At 57.8% G+C, this 18,115-nt stretch carries 20 protein-coding genes; 6 read left to right on the top strand and 14 right to left on the bottom strand.

Going from position 1 to position 18,115, the window contains the following annotated elements; all coding sequences use genetic code 11:
• Position 1 precedes the first annotated feature (1 nt).
• Complete coding sequence (locus AC1P02_RS07170) at positions 2-769, top strand: thiazole synthase (RefSeq protein ID WP_309266044.1); 768 nt, start codon at positions 2-4, stop codon at positions 767-769.
• An 8-nt stretch (positions 770-777) separates the two neighbouring features.
• A complete protein-coding gene (gene thiH / locus AC1P02_RS07175; RefSeq protein ID WP_485185431.1) occupies positions 778-2,034 on the top strand; it encodes a 2-iminoacetate synthase ThiH in 1,257 nt (418 codons plus the stop codon).
• 492 nt (positions 2,035-2,526) lie between these two features.
• On the opposite strand, the gene AC1P02_RS07180 is transcribed toward thiH, so the two are convergent.
• The 4 genes from AC1P02_RS07180 to AC1P02_RS07195 form a co-directional block, all read right to left on the bottom strand.
• Positions 2,527-3,993: a serine/threonine protein kinase gene (locus tag AC1P02_RS07180; protein ID WP_485184733.1), complete on the bottom strand. Its 1,467-nt coding sequence runs from the start codon at positions 3,991-3,993 to the stop codon at positions 2,527-2,529.
• 129 nt (positions 3,994-4,122) lie between these two features.
• Positions 4,123-4,539: a GNAT family N-acetyltransferase gene (locus tag AC1P02_RS07185; protein WP_485184735.1), complete on the bottom strand. Its 417-nt coding sequence runs from the start codon at positions 4,537-4,539 to the stop codon at positions 4,123-4,125.
• A 156-nt stretch (positions 4,540-4,695) separates the two neighbouring features.
• Positions 4,696-5,133, bottom strand: a complete 438-nt coding sequence (locus AC1P02_RS07190) for a GNAT family N-acetyltransferase (protein ID WP_485184737.1) — start codon at positions 5,131-5,133, stop codon at positions 4,696-4,698.
• 123 nt (positions 5,134-5,256) lie between these two features.
• The gene (locus AC1P02_RS07195) at positions 5,257-5,859 is read right to left on the bottom strand and encodes a Vat family streptogramin A O-acetyltransferase (RefSeq protein ID WP_485185432.1); all 603 of its coding nucleotides are present in this window, start codon (positions 5,857-5,859) and stop codon (positions 5,257-5,259) included.
• Between the two features lie 257 nt (positions 5,860-6,116).
• Here AC1P02_RS07195 and AC1P02_RS07200 point away from each other — a divergent pair, with 257 nt between their 5' ends.
• Positions 6,117-6,698, top strand: a complete 582-nt coding sequence (locus AC1P02_RS07200) for a penicillin-binding protein activator LpoB (protein ID WP_485185433.1) — start codon at positions 6,117-6,119, stop codon at positions 6,696-6,698.
• 103 nt (positions 6,699-6,801) lie between these two features.
• Here AC1P02_RS07200 and AC1P02_RS07205 read toward each other — a convergent pair whose 3' ends face one another.
• From AC1P02_RS07205 to AC1P02_RS07215, 3 genes are all read right to left on the bottom strand, one after another.
• Positions 6,802-7,404 (bottom strand): DUF642 domain-containing protein, encoded by a 603-nt coding sequence (locus tag AC1P02_RS07205; protein ID WP_271773765.1) that lies wholly within the window; start codon positions 7,402-7,404, stop codon positions 6,802-6,804.
• 249 nt (positions 7,405-7,653) lie between these two features.
• Positions 7,654-8,067 (bottom strand): GNAT family N-acetyltransferase, encoded by a 414-nt coding sequence (locus AC1P02_RS07210; RefSeq protein WP_485184739.1) that lies wholly within the window; start codon positions 8,065-8,067, stop codon positions 7,654-7,656.
• A gap of 146 nt (positions 8,068-8,213) precedes the next feature.
• The gene (locus tag AC1P02_RS07215) at positions 8,214-8,531 is read right to left on the bottom strand and encodes a DUF6968 family protein (RefSeq protein WP_485184741.1); all 318 of its coding nucleotides are present in this window, start codon (positions 8,529-8,531) and stop codon (positions 8,214-8,216) included.
• Between the two features lie 877 nt (positions 8,532-9,408).
• On the opposite strand from AC1P02_RS07215, the gene AC1P02_RS07220 reads away from it, so the two are divergent.
• Entirely contained in the window at positions 9,409-10,464 is a 1,056-nt protein-coding gene (locus AC1P02_RS07220; protein ID WP_225854312.1) for an amino acid permease, read from the top strand.
• A gap of 69 nt (positions 10,465-10,533) precedes the next feature.
• Here the strand turns inward: AC1P02_RS07220 and AC1P02_RS07225 are convergent, their stop codons facing one another.
• Positions 10,534-11,172, bottom strand: a complete 639-nt coding sequence (locus AC1P02_RS07225) for an exopolysaccharide biosynthesis protein (protein ID WP_005316240.1) — start codon at positions 11,170-11,172, stop codon at positions 10,534-10,536.
• A gap of 247 nt (positions 11,173-11,419) precedes the next feature.
• On the opposite strand from AC1P02_RS07225, the gene AC1P02_RS07230 reads away from it, so the two are divergent.
• Positions 11,420-12,040, top strand: a complete 621-nt coding sequence (locus AC1P02_RS07230; RefSeq protein WP_485184744.1) for an outer membrane beta-barrel protein — start codon at positions 11,420-11,422, stop codon at positions 12,038-12,040.
• A gap of 27 nt (positions 12,041-12,067) precedes the next feature.
• Here the strand turns inward: AC1P02_RS07230 and AC1P02_RS07235 are convergent, their stop codons facing one another.
• Positions 12,068-12,373 carry a monooxygenase gene (locus AC1P02_RS07235; protein WP_125608616.1) on the bottom strand — a complete coding sequence of 102 codons (306 nt, stop codon included), beginning with the start codon at positions 12,371-12,373 and terminating at the stop codon, positions 12,068-12,070.
• A gap of 121 nt (positions 12,374-12,494) precedes the next feature.
• Between AC1P02_RS07235 and AC1P02_RS07240 the strand changes: the two genes are divergently transcribed.
• Positions 12,495-12,851 carry a winged helix-turn-helix transcriptional regulator gene (locus AC1P02_RS07240; protein WP_058394803.1) on the top strand — a complete coding sequence of 119 codons (357 nt, stop codon included), beginning with the start codon at positions 12,495-12,497 and terminating at the stop codon, positions 12,849-12,851.
• Here AC1P02_RS07240 and AC1P02_RS07245 read toward each other — a convergent pair.
• The 5 genes from AC1P02_RS07245 to AC1P02_RS07265 form a co-directional block, all read right to left on the bottom strand.
• Positions 12,848-13,282 carry an N-acetyltransferase gene (locus AC1P02_RS07245; protein ID WP_485184747.1) on the bottom strand — a complete coding sequence of 145 codons (435 nt, stop codon included), beginning with the start codon at positions 13,280-13,282 and terminating at the stop codon, positions 12,848-12,850. The genes AC1P02_RS07240 and AC1P02_RS07245 overlap by 4 nt on opposite strands.
• 125 nt (positions 13,283-13,407) lie before the next feature.
• Positions 13,408-13,980 (bottom strand): hypothetical protein, encoded by a 573-nt coding sequence (locus AC1P02_RS07250; protein ID WP_265463042.1) that lies wholly within the window; start codon positions 13,978-13,980, stop codon positions 13,408-13,410.
• 150 nt (positions 13,981-14,130) lie between these two features.
• Complete coding sequence (locus tag AC1P02_RS07255; RefSeq protein WP_485184749.1) at positions 14,131-15,168, bottom strand: acyltransferase; 1,038 nt, start codon at positions 15,166-15,168, stop codon at positions 14,131-14,133.
• Positions 15,169-15,345: 177 nt separating this feature from the next.
• Positions 15,346-15,966, bottom strand: a complete 621-nt coding sequence (locus AC1P02_RS07260; RefSeq protein ID WP_485184751.1) for a PepSY-associated TM helix domain-containing protein — start codon at positions 15,964-15,966, stop codon at positions 15,346-15,348.
• A 65-nt stretch (positions 15,967-16,031) separates the two neighbouring features.
• Positions 16,032-18,074, bottom strand: a complete 2,043-nt coding sequence (locus AC1P02_RS07265) for a TonB-dependent receptor (protein ID WP_485184753.1) — start codon at positions 18,072-18,074, stop codon at positions 16,032-16,034.
• Between the last annotated feature and the right edge of the window lie 41 nt (positions 18,075-18,115).

An 18,115-nucleotide genomic window follows, 5' to 3' on the forward strand; every position in this document is an offset into this window, starting at 1 on the left:
GATGCTGACCATAGCCGACCATGAATTTTCGTCCCGCCTCTTTACCGGCACCGGCAAGTTTGCCCGCCCGGATCTGATGGCGGCCGCCATCGAAGCAAGCGGCTCCCGGCTGGTGACCATGGCCATCAAGCGCCTCGAACCCGGCAAGCGCCACGACGATATCCTCACCCCGCTGCTGGCACTCGGGGTCAAGCTGCTGCCCAACACCTCGGGCGCCAAGACAGCCGCCGAGGCGGTGTTTGCCGCCCATCTGGCCCGGGAGGCGCTCGGTACAAACTGGCTGAAACTCGAGATCCACCCCGATCCCAAATACCTGCTGCCCGATCCCATAGAGACCCTCAAGGCGGCCGAACAGCTGGTGAAAGAGGGCTTCGTGGTGCTGCCTTACTGCGGGGCCGACCCCGTGCTCTGCAAGCGGCTGGAAGAGGTGGGCTGCGCCGCCGTCATGCCGCTCGGCGCCCCCATCGGCTCCAATCAGGGGCTGGTGACCCGGGATTTCCTCGCCATCATCATCGAGCAGGCGCGGGTGCCCGTAGTGGTGGATGCGGGGATAGGTGCGCCGAGCCACGCCGCCGCGGCCTTTGAGCTGGGTGCCGACGCCGTGCTGGTCAACACCGCCATCGCCGTGAGCCGGGATCCTGTCGCCATGGGCCGCGCCTTCGCGCTCGCCTGCGAGGCCGGTCGCAGCGCCTATCTGGCGGGCCTTGGCGCGCGCGGTCTGCAAGCCTGCGCCTCCAGCCCGCTCACCGATTTTCTGGAGGCGCTATGACTCAGGGCATGGGGCAAGATGTGGCGTCTGTATGCGCCCCTCTCCCACAGGGAGAGGGGCTGGGGGGGAGGGCAGAGGCTGATCCGGCGCTTGAATGGGGCGAGCCCTGCGCTCCTCCCCCTCCCAAGGGGGAGGCCGGGAGGGGGTTGGGTTTTGCCGACCGCTGGCGCGAGCTGGAGTGGGACGATATCGGCATGCAGATCCGCACCAAGACGACCCGGGATGTGGAGCGGGCGCTGGCCAGTCCACGCCGCACCCTGGCCGACTTTATGGCGCTGATCTCGCCAGCCGCCGAGGCGTTTTTGCCGCAGATGGCGGCTGAGGCCGAGCGCCTCACCCGCCAGCGTTTTGGCAATACCATCGGCTTCTATGTGCCCCTCTATCTGTCGAACCTCTGTGCCAACGACTGCTCCTACTGCGGCTTCTCCATGAGCAATCGCTTGAAGCGCAAGACGCTGGATGCAGAGGAAATTGAGCGCGAATGCCTCGCCATCAAGGCGCGCGGTTTCGACAGCGTGTTGCTGGTGACAGGCGAGCACGAGAGCAAGGTGGGCATGGACTACTTTCGTGAGCACCTGCCGCAGATCCGCCGCCATTTCAGCGCCTTGGCGATGGAGGTGCAGCCACTGTCGCAAGCGGATTACGCCGAGCTAAAAACCCTGGGGCTGGATGCCGTCATGGTCTATCAGGAGACCTATCACGCCCCCAGTTACGCCCGCCATCATCTGCGCGGCAACAAGCAGGATATTGCGTGGCGGCTCGCCACCCCGGAGCGGCTCGGTCGTGCGGGCATCGACAAGATAGGGCTGGGGGCGCTGATCGGCCTCTCATCTGATTGGCGCGCCGACAGCTATTTCGTGGCCGAGCACCTGAGCTGGCTTGAGCGCCATCATTGGCAGAGCCGCTATTCGCTCTCCTTCCCGCGCCTGCGCCCCTGCACCGGCGGCCTGCAGCCCGAGGTGGTGATGTCGGACAGGCAGCTGGTGCAGCTTATCTGCGCCTGGCGCCTCTTCTCGCCGACCCTGGAGTTGTCGCTCTCCACCCGGGAATCCCCTGCGTTTCGCAACGGCGCCCTGCGCCTTGGCATCACCCAGATGTCGGCGGAGTCGCGCACCCAGCCGGGTGGCTATGCCGAGGGGGATAAAGAGGAGCTGGAGCAGTTCGCCATCCACGACGACAGGTCCCTCGGTGAGGTCGCCGATGCCGTCAGGCAGGCAGGGTTGCAGCCGGTGTTCAAGGACTGGGAGGCGTTTTTGGGCCGATAGGGGCGGCCATGCCCCCTTTGCCGGTGGCATTCCGGCGTCCAGCCAGACTCCGTGCCTGTGGCGAGCAGGCACGGCTGCGCCGTGCAATCGTAGGGTCGATTAGCCGTCAGGCGTAATCGTCCGTTCCGAGGTATGGCGTTGGCGGCAGGAGCCGTTGTGTGGTGGCACGGCTTTGCCGTGCAGGACGCGAGGCCGCTGGCCTCGAAGGGGTTTCGCCCGCCCTTCGGGCTGGGGCGAGTGACTTTGGAAAGACCCAAAGTCACCAAAGGTCTTTTCCCCCGCCAATCCGACCGCTACGCGGTTTCCCTCGGGTCAGGTGCAAGGTCGGACGGACCGCCGCAGACGGCACATCCCTGTGCCGGCTGCGTCTGCGCCATCATCCCTGATGGCGCTCCTGACCTTGCCCCTTCCCCTCGGCGGATTGGAGGGGGCTAATACCATGCTTGCCTCCGTCTTTGGGGTTGTTCTTCGTTATCGCAGTACTAACTGTAATTAATATTCCTCAGCTTCATGCTCAAAGGCCATTCTCGCAGCCATTTCGATATGTTTCCTAAACGAAATCTCGGACATTTTATTATGTCTAGCATCATATGTAGCGCTGGTTCTGTTATATATTGATCGCTTGCTAAATAATACGAATGACCCCTTTAAAAATCTACCTATACCTCTGGCCTCTTTAGGTAATGGTTCTCCATCATATTCTCCATTATGCCAGTGATAATATTCTACATATCTTCCTGGCTCAATTTCCAACAAGTATTCTGATGTGCCATCATAACTCATTTCAGTTTCTATTCCGGTTGGTTCAACCTCTGCAGCTTCAAGCCTGAAGTAGTTCCACTGTGGATGAAATCCTACAGATTCATACGTTAGCTTCTTTGGTTTTAGTATTTCAACTTTCGATCCACCAACATGCAATGCTAACATTCCATTCTCTTCAGCCTTGGAAGCTCCCAACAAATCCATCCCCCCCCCAGTAGGATAAAACATGTGATTTAGACTCTGTCTGTGTCCTATTTCGTTCAATACTGAACATATTGAGTCAATATCAATCCAAGTTGCTTGAGAAGGGCTCCCAGTTGGGAATATTATCTGTTGAACTTCTAACCACTCTGATAAATTTCGTCTATGAAAGTCTTTATTTAAATCGATCCATTCAACCAGTCGACTAGTAAATTTTTTTGCATTTGGTCTTTTAAATGCGTCAGTATCCGTAGATTCAATTAGTAAGTTATCTAAAGGTGTAGTATACAAACCTTGGCAATAGTTCTTTATAGATAGAATTGACGAAGGGTTATACTGACCATCAAAGCCTTTTTCTTGTTTAGTCAATACGATCCACAGAGATTTGGCTAGAGAGAATACATCGGCAGGTAGACCATCTGCCAAGGAAGCCTCCCTCCGCATTTCAGGCGCCATAGTAAATTTTGCACCTACATCTCGCTTTTCAGGTGTGATATTTTCTTTTCCTGGGTACTTTACCAAACCAAAATCAGCAAAGCACAATCTATCATTATAAAAGAGAATATTAGCTGGTTTGATATCTCTATGTGAAATTCCTTTGGAGTGCAAGTATCTCAGTGTATCTCCTAACAAGACAAATTGTCTTGCTAGCTCGATTGGTGTTTTATCTGCCGCATATTTCTCAAAGCCAATAGCCTTCGGCATGATAAACCAAGGAGTGTCTGTTTTTATGTCATCAGGTAAATGAAGATCAATGAGTGGTATAACACCATCATGCTTAATAGTTGAGAGAATATGTGTTTCAGCTTTAAAGCGCTCATAAATATTAGTATCTGTTGTTTTTAGCAGTTTCATTGCATGATTTTCATAATCATTACGCGATACCTCCCAAACTTCACCATTTCCACCAACTCCAAGTCTTTCAACTAGTTTCCAACCTCCAATCACAATATCTTTTCCAAGTTTGTATCTGTTTTTTGTTTTAGATTTAGTCATTCTTCAACCTGTATATATTTGATGAAATATTGTGGTGTCATTACTTTCACATGTATAAAAAATATTAATCAAGATGCTTATCGTAACTTTAGGCAAACAATGTACGACCTTTCGATGATTGGTAGCTGCTCAAGGAGTCCTTTTCCTCAGAAAATAACTAACATGCCCCAGCGGCATATCGGGCAGCTGGCCAAAGACTTCGTAACCCTGCTTCTGGTAGAAGGGGAGGGCCTGAAAACTGGTGGTTTCCAGATGGTAATTGGTGATGCCCTTGCTTTGGGCGTACTGCTCCATGGCGCCGAGCAAGCGGCCACCCCAGCCATCGCGGCGGATGCTTTCGTCGATCCAGAGCCAGTCGACGTGCAGCCAGCCCCACTTGATGTCGGCGATGATGCCGCCGTGTACCTTGCCCTCTTCGTCCTTGATAAAGCTGGCGATCCGCTCGCGCAGATGGGTGCCGGCGTGATCCTTGTTGTAGCCCGAGAGGCCAATGCGCAGCGCTTCGATCTCATCGTCCTGAGGCGGTTGGGGTAGGGTTAGTTGCATGGTGCTTCCTGTTTGATGATGGCTGGGGGATGGTTTCCAGCACGGCTATCTGCCCGCGGCTGTTCAGTGTCACCTGCGGGCTGACCTGTGCCACCGGGCAGACAAGAAGGCGGATATCCCAACATGACAGTCCTGGGTATGGAGGTGAATGATTGGTCAGGACTTTTCGGCGGCAATCCGCTTAAGCCCCATACCAACACTGGCTGGCGCCGTGAGCGAGAAACCGAATTGTTGATAGAGTCGGTAAGCCTCCCCATCTGCCAACAAGCTGACATAGCCTGACTCCGGTACCTCGCGGGCGATATAGTCGGCGATCTCCGTCATGATCTTCTTGCCTACCCCTTGACCCTGATATTCAGGTAGCACTGCAATATCAACCACTTGATAAAATGTCCCGCCATCTCCGATGATGCGACCCATGCCGATGGTGGTCTGGCCACAAAACACCTGGACGGCAAACAGCGTATTGGGCAAACCACGCTCTGCGGCCTCAATAGTCTTTGGGCTAAGTCCGGCTGCGGTTCGAAGATAGCGATAGGTTTCGACGGGCGGTGTTGAGTGGACGACAGTGAAAGCGGGTGTCGGTGTGGTCATGTTGATAACTCCAGTGGGACCTGATTGTTTTAAATTCGCATGTAACGCACTGATCCGGGAGATGGATGCGTGCTCTCCAGGACTGTATGGGGAGGCATCTCCTCGATGCCTCTAGGTGGGCAGCTATAACCCCACCCTCTCCAACTCGCCAATGTCCCCGCCGCCTATCAATTTCAAATTCCGGCTGATCTGCTCCACTGGCCAATTCCACCAGGCGAGGGTGTTGAGGCGGGCTATGGTGTCGTCGTCGAAGCGGTAGCGGATCACCTTGGCTGGGTTGCCGCCGACCACGGCGTAGGCGGGCACGTCAGTGGTGACCACTGAGCGGGCGGCGATAATGGCGCCGTTGCCGACCTTGACGCCCGGCATGATCAGCGCGTCATAGCCAATCCAGACATCGTTGCCAATCACCGTATCCCCCTTGTAAGGCAGCGTGCCCGGTGCGGGGGCTGCGCTCTCCCAGCCATTGCCGAAGATAAAGAAGGGGTAGGTGGAGAAGCCGGAGCTCTGGTGGTTGGCGCCGTTCATGATGAACTTGACCCCGCGGGCGATGGCGCAGAACTTGCCGATGATCAGCTTGTCGCCGATGAAGGGGAAGTGATAGAGGACGTTGCGCTCAAAGCCTGCCGAGTCTTCCGGGTCGTCGTAATAGCTGTAATCGCCCACCTCGATATTGGGCCCCTTGATGGTGTTCTTGATAAAGCACACCTGGGGAAAGCCCTTCATGGGGTGGGGATTGGCGGGATCGGGTCCGTGCACTGTGCTCTCCTTTCGAATCTGTCGGCACACTACCGTAAAGGAAGTTGATGATGGCATGCCACCTTTTTGTAGTGGTGCACTCGCCAGCCTTTGTCGCCCCGTCGTCATGTGCGCATCGACCCGGGGCGGGTTTGTCTCTAGCATGGAGCTGATGCGGGGCCTGGGCTCCGTCACGGGCTTTTGACGAAGTCCGTTCCACGGACTGATGGCGGAGAGAAGAGATGATGAATATGCGTTCCTTGTTGATGGTGGGGGCCCTGCTCTTGGGCGGTTGCAGTATCAATCCCTATGGCGGTACTCCGGCGCCTGTCACCGAGCCGGACCAGCCTGTGATCCAGCCAGAGAAACCTGTGACCAAGCCGGATGCCGGGGCGCCGCTACCCAAGCCGGTGGCCCCGACCGGGCTGGCGCTCGCCATGGCGGATGCCTTCGTGCAGGCCCCCGAGGTGCGGGAGCTGGCGCAGAGTGGCAATGCCGTCCTGCTGCTTACCCCGCCCCGAGACGGCACCAATGACGAGCTCGATACCAGCACAATGGCGGCGGCCATGAGCAAGCGGATCCAGTCCAAGAGTGGTTTTGGCTTCGTCGATCCCGGTCAGGTGGCCGCCATCACGGGGCAGCTCGAGTATCAGCAGGGGAGAATGAATCCGGCATCCTTGGTGCGACTCGGCCGCCAGACCGGGGCCGGTTACATGCTCTATGGGGATCTGGTGTCCGAGGGGAGTCGCTATCGGCTCACCATGAGCCTGATGGAGCTGCGCAGTGGCGAGCTGCTCTGGAACGGCAGCCGCTCGGCCAGTCATTGATATATCGGCAGAAGAGGGTTGCAGGAGCAACAGAATGTTATTGTTCCTGCATTCCCTTTCCTATGGGCACTTTGTAGCCCTTATATTTGAATGCTAGGGTATATCAGTTGACGAGAATGGCACGAGGCTTGTTAAGCGGAACAATATTCACATCATCAATGACGGTAAAGTGTTCCAATGAGTTGGTATCCGTTGTGAACTTTATGGTTGTACTGGGTTGGCCTGCCACGAAAGAAAATGAGAAATAAGTCCAGTCAATAGCATCGCTACGCTCTGTCTTAAGATTATATATATAGTGTTCATCGCCAATAATGACATTTAATTTGGCAGTGCCGTCCCGGTTAAAGTTCTTTTGTGTGCCAGCGTGGAATGTGACTAAGTACTTTGCTCCAACCTTGGTTGGGAATGATTGTTCGATACCCCCACCATTTTTTGAATAATAATTGTTGAGGTCAATCATATAGTCACCATCCGGTGTGTAGAGCTTGCTGCTACCTGAGGCGGATACGTGAGAAGACCACTCAACGCCCTCACCCAAGGTTTTCCAGCCAGGGAGGCTGGTCTCGTCATTCCCGGGCAAGGTTTCCCAAATGGAGGGTCTGGCAGGCGAGTTTTCGAAACTACCGTTGACTATCAACTGGTCACACTCATTGGCATAAACAAGATTGCTAAAAATAATGCAAAATATTAATGGGAAATTTTTCATAGATAAATCCTCTTTGTTTTAGAAGGTTATTTTATAACAAACAGCACATATGTCATGTGCCCATATGGGGCTTGATAAGGGGGGTGTTAGGTGGTTGTATACAATAAACGTTATTGTAGGGGGGGTAATTTCAGTTTTAATCACTGCTGCCATTAATAAATTGGCATATGATAACGCCGCAATTCTCATGCGGCGTCATTAAGTATTTTAAGATATATTATTCTCAGCTCTATGCTGAAGTGCTCTGGCTTACTCCATCTTCTTCAGAAAATAGGTGATATGCCCAGGTGGCATATCCGGCAGTTCGCCAAAGACGGTATAGCCCTGCTTCTGGTAGAAGGGCAGGGCCTGGAAGTTGGTGGTTTCCAAATGAACCTTTGTGATGCCCTTGTCGCTGGCATATTGCTCCATGGTGGCGAGCAGGCGGGCGCCCCAGCCGTCCTTGCGGATGCCTTCGTCGATCCAGAGCCAGTCCACGTGCAGCCAGCCCCACTTGATATCGGCGACTATGCCACCGAGCACCTTGCCTTGTTCATCCTTGATAAAGCTGGCGATCCGCTCGCGCAGGTGTGTGCCAGCCTGGGCTGTGTTGTAGCCAGACAGGCCGATCCGCAGGGCATCGAGTTCCTCATCCTGCGGCGGTAGGGGCGGGGTCAGTCGCATATTGGCTCCAGGTCCATGAAAAGAGCCTCAATAAATAAGGGTTTGGACTCAATATGGTCAAGCCTTCTGGCCACAGAACCGGAAATTATCTATTCCCGGTGACCTGTTTCGACGCCCCGATAAAAGCTTTACGACCGGGGGACTCGTCAAATCTCCGGAAAATAGCAGGCGGCGATATCGACGGGCTGATCCGGGCAGCCGGGCAGATAGAAGTGCCAGCCGGCGTCGGAGAAAGCGCGCAGCTCACTTTCGACAAATTTCAGGGCCAGGCTCAGGGCCTGCAAGGCGTCTATGCCATGGATAAAGGTCTTGTCGCCAAGCCCGGCCAGCTTCACTTTGCAGCGATAGTCGCCACTGGTGGATTTGGGGTCGGGTTGCGGGGCGCCGATGGCAATTTTCAGGGTCACTTGTTCGCCCTCCAGGCTCACGACATCGAATTTGGCGGTGACTATGGTTCTCTTCATCTGGATATTCCTTCTCCGGTTGACGGCCGTCCTCGCTTGCTGGCGCTGAGCTGGCGTCCCTGGGCGGCTGATGGGGTGACAATAGACTCAAGATGGTCAGCCTAAAGGAACTGCCCCAGCGAAACAATCACTTGCCTGTGCGCAGTGTGAGCGGGATCGGCTTCTCCGGGGACAGTGCTCGGCACCGCATCACAATCCGCAGGCCCTGCTTGCCGGGGTGAAGGATATTCAGAACGCAGTCTTGTTATTGCTCAAGTCAATTAATTCAGAAGGCGGCATAATAATTTTAACAAATCCATTATCTATATTTTTGATATTACCAGATTGATTGTTGGTCATGTTTATATGATCGACATGATTAATGTATCGTTTGCCGTGATGTTATGATTCTGGAATCAAGTGGTTGTATTCTGGTCGAAATGACACATTCTGTTTTCATTTCAAACAAAGTTATTCAAACAGTCATGAATTATTAACCTTGACCTTGATTGCGTTTTCAACGATGGTAGCGTGGCATATCCGTTTCATATTGGCTGTCCTGTTGACCGCTGACGGGTTTGTGTTTTCTAAAAAATGAGTACGATGTGCGCAGACATATCACCTGCCTATTACACGGGCCAATAAAATAATGTGACAGACAAATAAGGTGTATATCGCAATGAGTATAGCTATTGCTGAAAAGAATAATTCAGTCTCAAAGTTGAAATGGGAGAGAAGTGATTCGGTATGGACCATGGGCTTATATGCCACTGCCGTCGGTGCCGGAACCCTTTTTCTCCCTATTACCGTTGGCAGTAATGCTCCGATCATACTGCTGTTCATTTTATTGGCAGCACTTCCGCTCTCTTATTATTCCCACCGTGCCTTGAGTCGCTTCGTGTTATCCAGTTCCCATCGGGAAGGGGATATTACTCATGTGGTGGAGGAACATTTTGGCCCCAGGGCAGGCAAGCTGCTGATGCTGGTCTATCTGATGGCCTTCTACCCCATCATTCTGGTCTACAGCATCTCCATCACCAATGCCATCGAGAGCTTTATGGTGCATCAGATGGGCGGCGCAATGGTCAGCCGTGGCTGGTTGGTGCTGGCGGTGATGCTGGGGCTGCACCTGATCTTGCTGACCGGCAAACAGGTGGTGGTCTCTGCCATCAGCGTGCTGGCGCTGCCGATGATCGCCTTCCTGCTGGGTATCTCTTTCTACCTGTTGCCCCAGTGGAGCCTCTCCTATTTCACCGAGAGTCAGGCCGTGGATTGGCGTGATCCTGCCGTCTGGAAATCCCTCTGGCTGATAGTGCCCGTGATGGTGTTTTCATTCAGCCATGCGCCCATTATCTCCTCGTTTACCGCCGCCCAGAAAAAACGCTGCCATGTGAGCGCCCATATGCGCAGCCAGCGCATCATCAAGTGGAGCAGCCTGCTGATCTGCGGCAGCGTGCTGTTTTTTGTCATCAGCTGTGTGATGAGCCTGAGTCAGGCGGAAATGGCGCTGGCTCGTACCGACAATATTTCCGTGCTGTCGGCGCTGGCGAACAAATTTTCCAATCCGCTTATCGCCTATGTGGGTCCGCTCATTGCCATTCTGGCCATGTCCAAATCCTTCCTCGGCACTTCAATGGGGGTGAACGAGGGGACTGTTAGCATGGTGAGCGGCGCTTGCCGGGGGCTTGGGCTCTCCCTCGGGGAGGTCACCATAGCCAGGGTCTCATCCGTCATCCTGTTCGTGGTGACCGGCGTCATCACCTATCTGAACCCCAATGTGCTGAATATCATAGAGAAGGTGAGCGGCCCCCTGATAGCGGTGATCCTGTTCCTGCTGCCCGCCTACGCCATCTATCGTCTGCCGGCGCTCAAGGGCTATCGCGGTGCGAGCACACTGTTCGTGATGGTGGTGGGTCTGCTCGCCATCTCCGCGCTGATCTATGACCTGATCTGACGGCCTGCATGCCGCATGAAACAAAAGGGGCGACCACCTGGTCGCCCCTTTTTCGTCTGCGTGTCAGGGTCAACCCAGCAGGGTCGAGACGCTCTGCCCCGCCATCAACAACCCTATGGCCAGGGCGCTGAACCAGACCAGAGTCGCGCTGACCAGCAGGTAGCCGCTGGCGACGAACAGGCCGTCTCGCTGCAGCATGCCGATGGCCAGCAGCAGAATGGCCCAGGCGGGCATGGCGTTGGTGAAGGGGATAGCCCCCAGCGGCAGCATCAGCAACAGGGCGGCCAGCATGAGCAAGAGGCCGTTGCAGCGATTGATGGCACTGCTGCCGGTCAGCAGCAAGAAGCGTGGGCGAATGAAACGATCGATGCGGGCCAGCAAGTCAGCGCCCTTGTGCAGGGTCGGCTTTAGCTGATCCGCGGCGAAGCGGCGTTCCATCAGGATGGCGGGCAGCCAGGGCACACGGTTGAGGGTGATGCCGATACCGATAAACAGGATCAGCAGGCCAAACGGGGTGCTGACGCCAGGGATGGAAACCGGCAGCAGGAAGGGCACAGTGAGCAGTACGCAAAACAGCAGCATGCCCTGTTCACCCACCAGGGCCAGCATCTGACGCAGGCTGATATGGCTCTCCTCTATGGCGTGGGCGGTTGCCCGCAGTGTGTCGGAGAGCTTGTGTTGTGGGTCCTTGAGTTGCGCGGCAACCATTCCCGAGTTTCCTTCTGATGAGTGGAGTCGGGTCACCATGACCCGGTTGCGCGCCAGCATACGTGGCAGAGGTTAATCCCCGATGAATAACGGCGGCGGCGATGAGTGGCGTGGTGGCGGGATATGGTTGCGGCAGCTGAGTGTGATCCTCCCTGCGAAAATGGGTTGATACAGGCCTGGTTTAGGATGGGGGTCAGGGGGCTCTGATATGCTTGGTGGGCACTGGTGCACAAGCAGAGGAACTGTGATGAAACGAGCGGGGATCATGATGATGGGGCTCTTGCTGCCGCTGGGGCAGGCATGGAGCGCCGACGGCGAGGCAGGGCTTGGCTGGCAGGTGACGCCATTTTTCGGCTATAGCTCGTCCATCGACTTCGAGGCGAGCGATGACCCCCAACCCGTGCCTGTCTCCACCAAGCTGGAGTCATTGCAGGGGGATAGTTCCGGCAGCTGGGGCCTGTTCATCAGCAAGGAGGTGGATGACCCCGGCATGATAGAGCTGCTCTACAGCCACCAATCCACCCGCCTCTCCCCGGATCAGTCGGAACGGCTGACGATGGATACCCTGCACTTCGCCGGGGCCCTCACCCTGTCAGACAATCTGATGGCCCCCTACATAGGCGCCGGCATAGGGGCGACGCGCTTCGCCGCCTACGACAGCGAGCTGGCTCCCTCCATGTCGCTGGCGCTCGGGGTGCAGCCACGCCTGACCGAGCATCTGGCGCTGCGGGCCGAGGTGCGCGGCTACGGCACCCTGGTCAACGACAACAGCCAGTTTCTCTGCAACCCGGACGACTGCGTGTTCAAGGTGCGCGGCGAGCTGGTGACCCAGTGGCAGGCCAATATCGGCCTGACTCTGAGGTTTTGATGCCTGTCAGCGCTGTGGAGTGCGGTGTCAGACAATGCCGCGGGTGATCCGGCTAAGGGGCTCGTTGACGTCAAACAGCTTGTACTGTACCGCGCTGGCGCCCATGGCGAGCACCCGCTGCTCGTGCATTTTCGCGTAGGCGAGAGCGCTTGCCTCATCCTCGAACAGATAGATGCCACCCGCCTCGCCGGTGCGCGTGTTCTCGGTCCAGATCTTGGAGATAAAGCCAGGCTCAAGGGTGATGGACTTGGCCAGCGGCATGGCGGCGTCGGTCAGTGCCGCCCCCATCTGCCCGGCGGGAAAGTTGAAATGGATCTGTAGCAGGCTGGGCATGGTGAACCTCTCGTGGGCGTTGAATGACTAAGCCCGCATCATAGGAAGCCGGCATCTTGGCTGCAAGAAGGCACTTTTTCGTGGCATAGTTACCGCAAAGTAACCACTCACGAGCCATCACGTGTCCTCACTTCCTTGCCCTGCCTATCGGGTGCTGCGGCTGCTCGCCGGTAAATGGAAACCGGCCATCCTGTTTCATCTGCGCGAGCAGACCCTGCGCTTTGGTGACTTGCGACGCTGTTTGCCAGAGGTGAGCCAGAAAGTGCTCACCGCCCAGCTCAAGGAGCTGGAGGCCGATGGCGTCATTGCTCGCACTCTCCATCCCCAGGTACCCCCCAGAGTGGAATATGCCCTGAGCCCGCTTGGTATTGCTCTGCTCCCGCTGTTGCAGCAGATGCACGACTTGGCGTTGAGCCACGCCGAGCTGCTGGCGCAGAGTGGGGATGGCCCGGGCTCACCGGCTATCGAACCGGGCTAGCCTGCTGCCGACCAGGCCATTACCCATTCGGTGCAGTGGGTGTGGGGATCCTGCTGTTCGGCCTCTATCTGGAAGCCCTGAGCGAGATAGAAGTCGCAGCTGGCACGATTTTGCTGGTACACCTGCAGGCGCAATGCTGGCCGTTGCCGTTTGGCGTGGGCCAGCAGAGCCTTGCCATAGCCGCGCCTCTGCTGCGTCGGTGCTACGAAGATGGCGGCCAGGGTCTCTTCATACAGAGAATAAAACCCCAGCGCAGTGCCATCTTGCCAGAGCACATAAGAGTCGGCGGCGGGCAGGTAGTGCTCCCGCATCGGCGCCAGGTTGGCGTGCCAGTAGACCGGGTCGATGAAGTGGTGCGCCTGCAGGGAGGCCTCCAGCCAGATGGTGAGGACGGTATCCATGTCGGACGGAGTGAAGGGGCGGATCTGCATGGGTGTCTCGTCTGGGTTCGTTACAAAAGGAGCATGGTAACAGCGCCAGTCTCGCCGTCACCTTGTGGGTGGCCAAAGTGCCGCCCTCATAACAAAAAGGCGACCCGCAGGTCGCCTTTTGCCGCTTAACCGGCGTAGGGGAGGGAAGAGTGGTGCAACACTATGCGGACTTTGCCGTCATCCCCCTTCTTGAAGCCCCAGGTCTTGTCGACCGTGGTCTCCTTGTTGTCCCTGTCTGTCAGGTGAACCTTGCCCATGGTCAGTGCCATGTCGCCGTTGATATAGATGGCAGCGTTGTCGTAGTTGTAACTTTTCCAGTTCTTGAGGGCGAAGCCGGTGTCGGCGGGATAGGCCTTGTTGTTGCCGACGAAGTAGGCCAGCGCCCCTTCCTGATTGATGCGGAAGGTCTGTTCGCCTCCGGCCAGGGTGGGCTTGAACAGAACAGGGCCATTGTTGTAGCCGTAGGCGTTGTCGAGCACTGTCGTGGCCGTCGTTTTGGCCTTCTCTATGCCGCCGGTGCGGTAGTCGTCGCTGATCTGGATCAGGGCCTTGCCCCAGGCATCCTGCGCGGCTTTGATCTCGGCTTCAGTGATGTTGTTGTTGGCGATCTCGGCGGCACTGAGGGAGCCGCTGGCGGCGAGCAGAACGAGGACAAGGCCGTATTGCTTGGTAAATGACTTCTTGGTGAGCAACTTCATGCGGTCATGACTCCAGGTTGGGTTTCGCGTTAAGGAGACCGGAGTTTATCTGTCGGCGATGAATAAAAATTGAACCACCCGTTCAGTCGCGAGTAGGGAGGGATCGGCATAGCTCCCGCCTCCTCTCCTCTCAGTCTCACATCTCCCTCCTCAACGGGCGCGCAGCAAGCTGCGGCTGGCCGGGGTTGCCGCCAGCAGCCGGTAGGCGAGCAGGGAGAGGGTGATCAAGGCCGGTACCTTCAGCAGTTCCCACCAGAGCAACTTCCCCTGCGGGCCAAAGATCATCAGCCACACCACCAGCATCATGTGCAGGCAGTAGAGACCCAGCACCCTGGGTGCCTGGCGTTCTAGCCAGCTGCCCCTGCCCCAGCCAGGGTTGGCCAGCAGCAGGCCGAACAGGCCCAGGCCCCAGGGGAGCGAGCCGAGCAGGAAGTCGTGACGACTGAGGGGCACATCGGCGAAGTACAGCAAGCCCCAGGCTTCCAGTGCATAGATCCCCATTCCCACACCCAACAGCAGGGCGCTGCGCCGGGCATCTGGCTGCCAGGCGCGAAAGCGCAGCTCGGCGCCCAGCGCCACGAAAATCGAGGAGAAAAAGGGACCGTTGCGGGTCAACAGTGCCCACTCGCCCCCCAGCAGCGGCTGGCCATAGGAGCCGCCGAGCAGGGCCAGCAGGTAGAGCAGGACACCGAGCACTAGCGCCAGCCGGGGCAGCCCAATCCTGTGACACAGTGCCTGCAGCAAGACGGCCAGCATCAGGGCGGGCAGGAACCAGAGGTGGATCATGCCACCCACCCACCAGGCATTGAGGGGATCCCCCAGCTGCATCTGCCACTGACTCGCCATGGCCGGCAGGTAGCCATCGTTCACCACCGCCTGCGGGTTGAAGGGCATCAGCAGATAAATGAGGCTCCACACCAGCCAGAGTCCCAGCAGAGGGCGGCAGTAACGCAGTGCCGCCGCCATGGGGTTGCCTGCGACGAGAGCTGGTTGCAGAAAGTAGCCGGCGCAGAGGAAGAAGAGCGGGACCGCGAAGCGGCACAGCTGGTTGATGATGCCCCCCAGCCAGAGGTAGAGGGAGTCATTCCATAGTGTGGGGTCGAACGGATTGCTGAAGGGGGAGAGGTGAATGGTCATCACGGCCATGATGGCCACTACTCGCCCGCACTCTATGCTGGAGGTGCGCATTATGCCTGCTGCCGTCTGGAGTCGAGGCCGCACCCTAACAGTCGCAAGCGGCCCCCATCCAGTCACTGCGCCGACAAGTGTGACCCCCATCGGCAGCCGGTTACCCTTTGTTACTTCGGCGGCGAGCGGGGTTACCGCCCGTGAGAGCCGGATCCCGCTTTAGTGTCGGTAAATGGGCTAGAGCAGAGCAACCAGCACAGTGGCGACGGCGCCTGTCAGCAGCAGGGCTATGCCTCTGCCGGCCGGGCCGTGCAGCTTGTTCCACATCAGCAAACTGGTGAGCGCCAGCAGCAACATGGCCAGCGCCGCCAGATCGCCGAACAGCTGCCAGGAGAGGCCGGTACCCATGCCGCGATGCAGCCGGTTCAGGCTGGCGGCGAAGTTGGCCTGCTGCAATTCGGTGCGAACCAGCAGGGTCCCCTCCACATAGCTGGCCGCCACGCTCTGGCTGAGAGTGACGCCGCGCATCTCCCAGCGGGCCGGCAGTGTGAGGGGACCCGCCGGGGTGGGCAGGGTCTGCGCCGGGGTGATCATGGCGCGGCCTTCCTCGAAACTGTGCGGATAGCGTTGTTGCAACAGGGTTTTCAGCTCGTCCGGGCTGGCCAGCGGCGCGGTCAGGGCTATCTCCTCACTCGACTTGTCGGTGTGGGGGCCGGGAATGGGCAACACGGCCCTGTGTTGCAGCCACAGGCCTGTGATGCCGTAGAGCAGCATCAGGGTGAGGGTGGCAAAGCCGGCCCAGGCGTGGATGCGGCGCACCCACTTGTTGTTGTGAAGGGGGAGTCTTCTGCGTTTCATTGGTTGCGCTTCATAAAAATCTGGCCAGCGATGGCTGGCCAGAGAGATCAGGGAAGAGGGTGGGATCAGAAGCGGTAGGCGGCGCTCAGATTCAGCTGACGGGGCGTGCCCGGCATGATCTGGGAGGCGCTGGTGGCGCTGACGAAGTAGTCGTGGTCGGTCAGGTTCTCGGCGCTCAGCTGGGCTTCCCATTGCTGCCAGCGGTAGCCGGCGCGGGCATCGAAGCGGGCATAGCCGGGCAAGGTGGTGGTGTTGGCGTTGTCGGCGAAGCGATCCCCCACCGCAGTCACGCCGGTTTCGCCGAACCAACCCTGCTGGCCGCTCTCATAGCCGGCAAACAGCTGGCCGTTCTGGCGGGAGACGTTCATCGGTCGCTTGCCCTGCAGATCCGCATCCGCCTTGACCTGCTCGGCATCCTGAATGGCGATGCCACCGCGCAGGTAAAGCTCGTCGGTCAGCTGGGCGCGGGCACTCAGCTCTATGCCATCTGTGCGTTGCAGGCCGGTGAGGGTCACCTTGGTGGGATCCAGCGGGTCCTTGCTGCGCTTGTTGTACATCTCCAACCGGTAGAGAGAGAGGGTGGTCGCCAGGCGGCCATCCAGCCAGTCGCTCTTCACGCCACCCTCATACAGTCGGGTGTTCTGGGGATCCAGAGCGTTGTTCTTGTCCCCCGGTGTGATGCCGATAAGCTCCCCGCCAACCGGTGTGAAGGTCTTGCTGTAGGAGGTGTAGAAGGCGTGATCCTCGAGGGGATTCCACACCAGCCCCAGCCGCGGGCTCAGGCTGGTGACCGAGAGGGTCTCTTCCTTGTTGAGGTCGTTGCGGCGGCTGGTGACGGTGAAGTCGTCGCGGCGCAAGCCGCCTACCAGATGCCAGTCACCCAGGCTGAGTTGATCCTGCAGATAGAGGCCGTAACCACGCACCTTGTGGTTGGCGTCGCTGGATAACTTCATGGCGCCATCATAGGTGGGCAGTGAGCCGGGATCGTAAAGATTGCCGGCCGGGATGGGGCTGGCGTTCTGGTAGAGCTTGGGGGTGCGCTCCTGCCAGTTCTGCTCCAACCCGAACAGCAGACGATGCTCGACGGGGCCTGTCTGCAGCTGGCCTTCGGCCTCTGTGTTGCTGATCAGGCTGTTGGCCTTGAGATCCTGCTGCCAGCGGGCACGGGTGACCTGATCCCCTTTGACGCTGGTGACATAGGTGTTGTCGAACTGGCTGTCGAGGGTGCTGTAGCCCAGCTGCTGGCGCAGTTGCCACTGATCATTGATGTCCCAGGAGAGGCGGGAGCGAGTGGATTGCGCCACGTCGTCGATAAAGTCGCGGCGAGTATCGCTGTAGACAAATTCTCTGGGAACATCGGCCGGACGGCCATTGACGCCGGGAATGCCGCGATCCGGGGTGCGGTCGTGGGCATTGCGCTCGTACTGTACCAGCCAGTTCAGCTTGTCGCTGATCTCCCAGTTGGCGGAGGGGGCCAGCAGGGTGCGCTTGCTGGTCACATCGTTGCGAAAACTATCCTTGTCTTCCTGTGCCAGGTTGAGGCGCAGCTGCACCCGTTCACCCGCCTCGGCATTGAGGTCGGCGGCCACGCGCCTGGTATCGAAACTGCCCACCAGGGCGGTGACGCTGGACTCCTGGCCCTTCTGCGGTTTCTTGCTGACCCGGTTGATGATGCCACCCGTGCTGCCACGGCCGTACAGCACCGCCGCCGGGCCCTTGAGCGCCTCGACCCTCTCTATGTTGCCGAGATCCCGGGTGTACTGCATGTCATCGCGAAAGCCGTCCAGATAGAAGTCATTGCTGGCACTGAAGCCACGGATATTGACGCTATCGAAGCGGGTGTCACCGCTGGCGTTGACCCCGGGAATACCGGTCAGGGCCTCGCTCAGGGTGGGTTGGCCGAAGGCGGTCAGTTCGCTGGCCTTGACGCTGTCGATCGCCTGGGGAACAAGCTTGGCCGGGGTGTTGGTGCGGGTCGCGGTGGCGACCTCTTCATGCTGGCTGCGTTTGCCGACGACCGTCATGGTCTCGTCTTCGGCGCGAGCGCTGGCACTCAGGGCCAGCAGAGCCACGCCCAGCAGGGCGCGTGGGTGATTCGGTGTGTACATGTTGCGTGTTGACTCTTGAGGAAGCGACCTGATGGTCTGAA

It is taken from the genome of Aeromonas sp. TS_SC_11 (genome assembly GCF_057318915.1).

What these genes read in the sequence shown, in the direction of transcription:
- AC1P02_RS07215 (WP_485184741.1), bottom strand. Translation starts at nt 8,531, where the DNA reads ATGAAGAGAACCATAGTCACCGCCAAATTCGATGTCGTGAGCCTGGAG.
- thiH (WP_485185431.1), top strand. Translation starts at nt 778, where the DNA reads ATGGGGCAAGATGTGGCGTCTGTATGCGCCCCTCTCCCACAGGGAGAG.
- AC1P02_RS07255 (WP_485184749.1), bottom strand. Translation starts at nt 15,168, where the DNA reads ATGCGCACCTCCAGCATAGAGTGCGGGCGAGTAGTGGCCATCATGGCC.
- AC1P02_RS07260 (WP_485184751.1), bottom strand. Translation starts at nt 15,966, where the DNA reads ATGAAACGCAGAAGACTCCCCCTTCACAACAACAAGTGGGTGCGCCGC.
- AC1P02_RS07250 (WP_265463042.1), bottom strand. Translation starts at nt 13,980, where the DNA reads ATGAAGTTGCTCACCAAGAAGTCATTTACCAAGCAATACGGCCTTGTC.
- AC1P02_RS07245 (WP_485184747.1), bottom strand. Translation starts at nt 13,282, where the DNA reads ATGCAGATCCGCCCCTTCACTCCGTCCGACATGGATACCGTCCTCACC.
- AC1P02_RS07210 (WP_485184739.1), bottom strand. Translation starts at nt 8,067, where the DNA reads ATGCGACTGACCCCGCCCCTACCGCCGCAGGATGAGGAACTCGATGCC.
- AC1P02_RS07225 (WP_005316240.1), bottom strand. Translation starts at nt 11,172, where the DNA reads ATGGTTGCCGCGCAACTCAAGGACCCACAACACAAGCTCTCCGACACA.
- AC1P02_RS07265 (WP_485184753.1), bottom strand. Translation starts at nt 18,074, where the DNA reads ATGTACACACCGAATCACCCACGCGCCCTGCTGGGCGTGGCTCTGCTG.
- AC1P02_RS07230 (WP_485184744.1), top strand. Translation starts at nt 11,420, where the DNA reads ATGAAACGAGCGGGGATCATGATGATGGGGCTCTTGCTGCCGCTGGGG.
- AC1P02_RS07180 (WP_485184733.1), bottom strand. Translation starts at nt 3,993, where the DNA reads ATGACTAAATCTAAAACAAAAAACAGATACAAACTTGGAAAAGATATT.
- AC1P02_RS07205 (WP_271773765.1), bottom strand. Translation starts at nt 7,404, where the DNA reads ATGAAAAATTTCCCATTAATATTTTGCATTATTTTTAGCAATCTTGTT.
- AC1P02_RS07200 (WP_485185433.1), top strand. Translation starts at nt 6,117, where the DNA reads ATGAATATGCGTTCCTTGTTGATGGTGGGGGCCCTGCTCTTGGGCGGT.
- AC1P02_RS07185 (WP_485184735.1), bottom strand. Translation starts at nt 4,539, where the DNA reads ATGCAACTAACCCTACCCCAACCGCCTCAGGACGATGAGATCGAAGCG.
- AC1P02_RS07190 (WP_485184737.1), bottom strand. Translation starts at nt 5,133, where the DNA reads ATGACCACACCGACACCCGCTTTCACTGTCGTCCACTCAACACCGCCC.
- AC1P02_RS07195 (WP_485185432.1), bottom strand. Translation starts at nt 5,859, where the DNA reads ATGAAGGGCTTTCCCCAGGTGTGCTTTATCAAGAACACCATCAAGGGG.
- AC1P02_RS07235 (WP_125608616.1), bottom strand. Translation starts at nt 12,373, where the DNA reads ATGCCCAGCCTGCTACAGATCCATTTCAACTTTCCCGCCGGGCAGATG.
- AC1P02_RS07170 (WP_309266044.1), top strand. Translation starts at nt 2, where the DNA reads ATGCTGACCATAGCCGACCATGAATTTTCGTCCCGCCTCTTTACCGGC.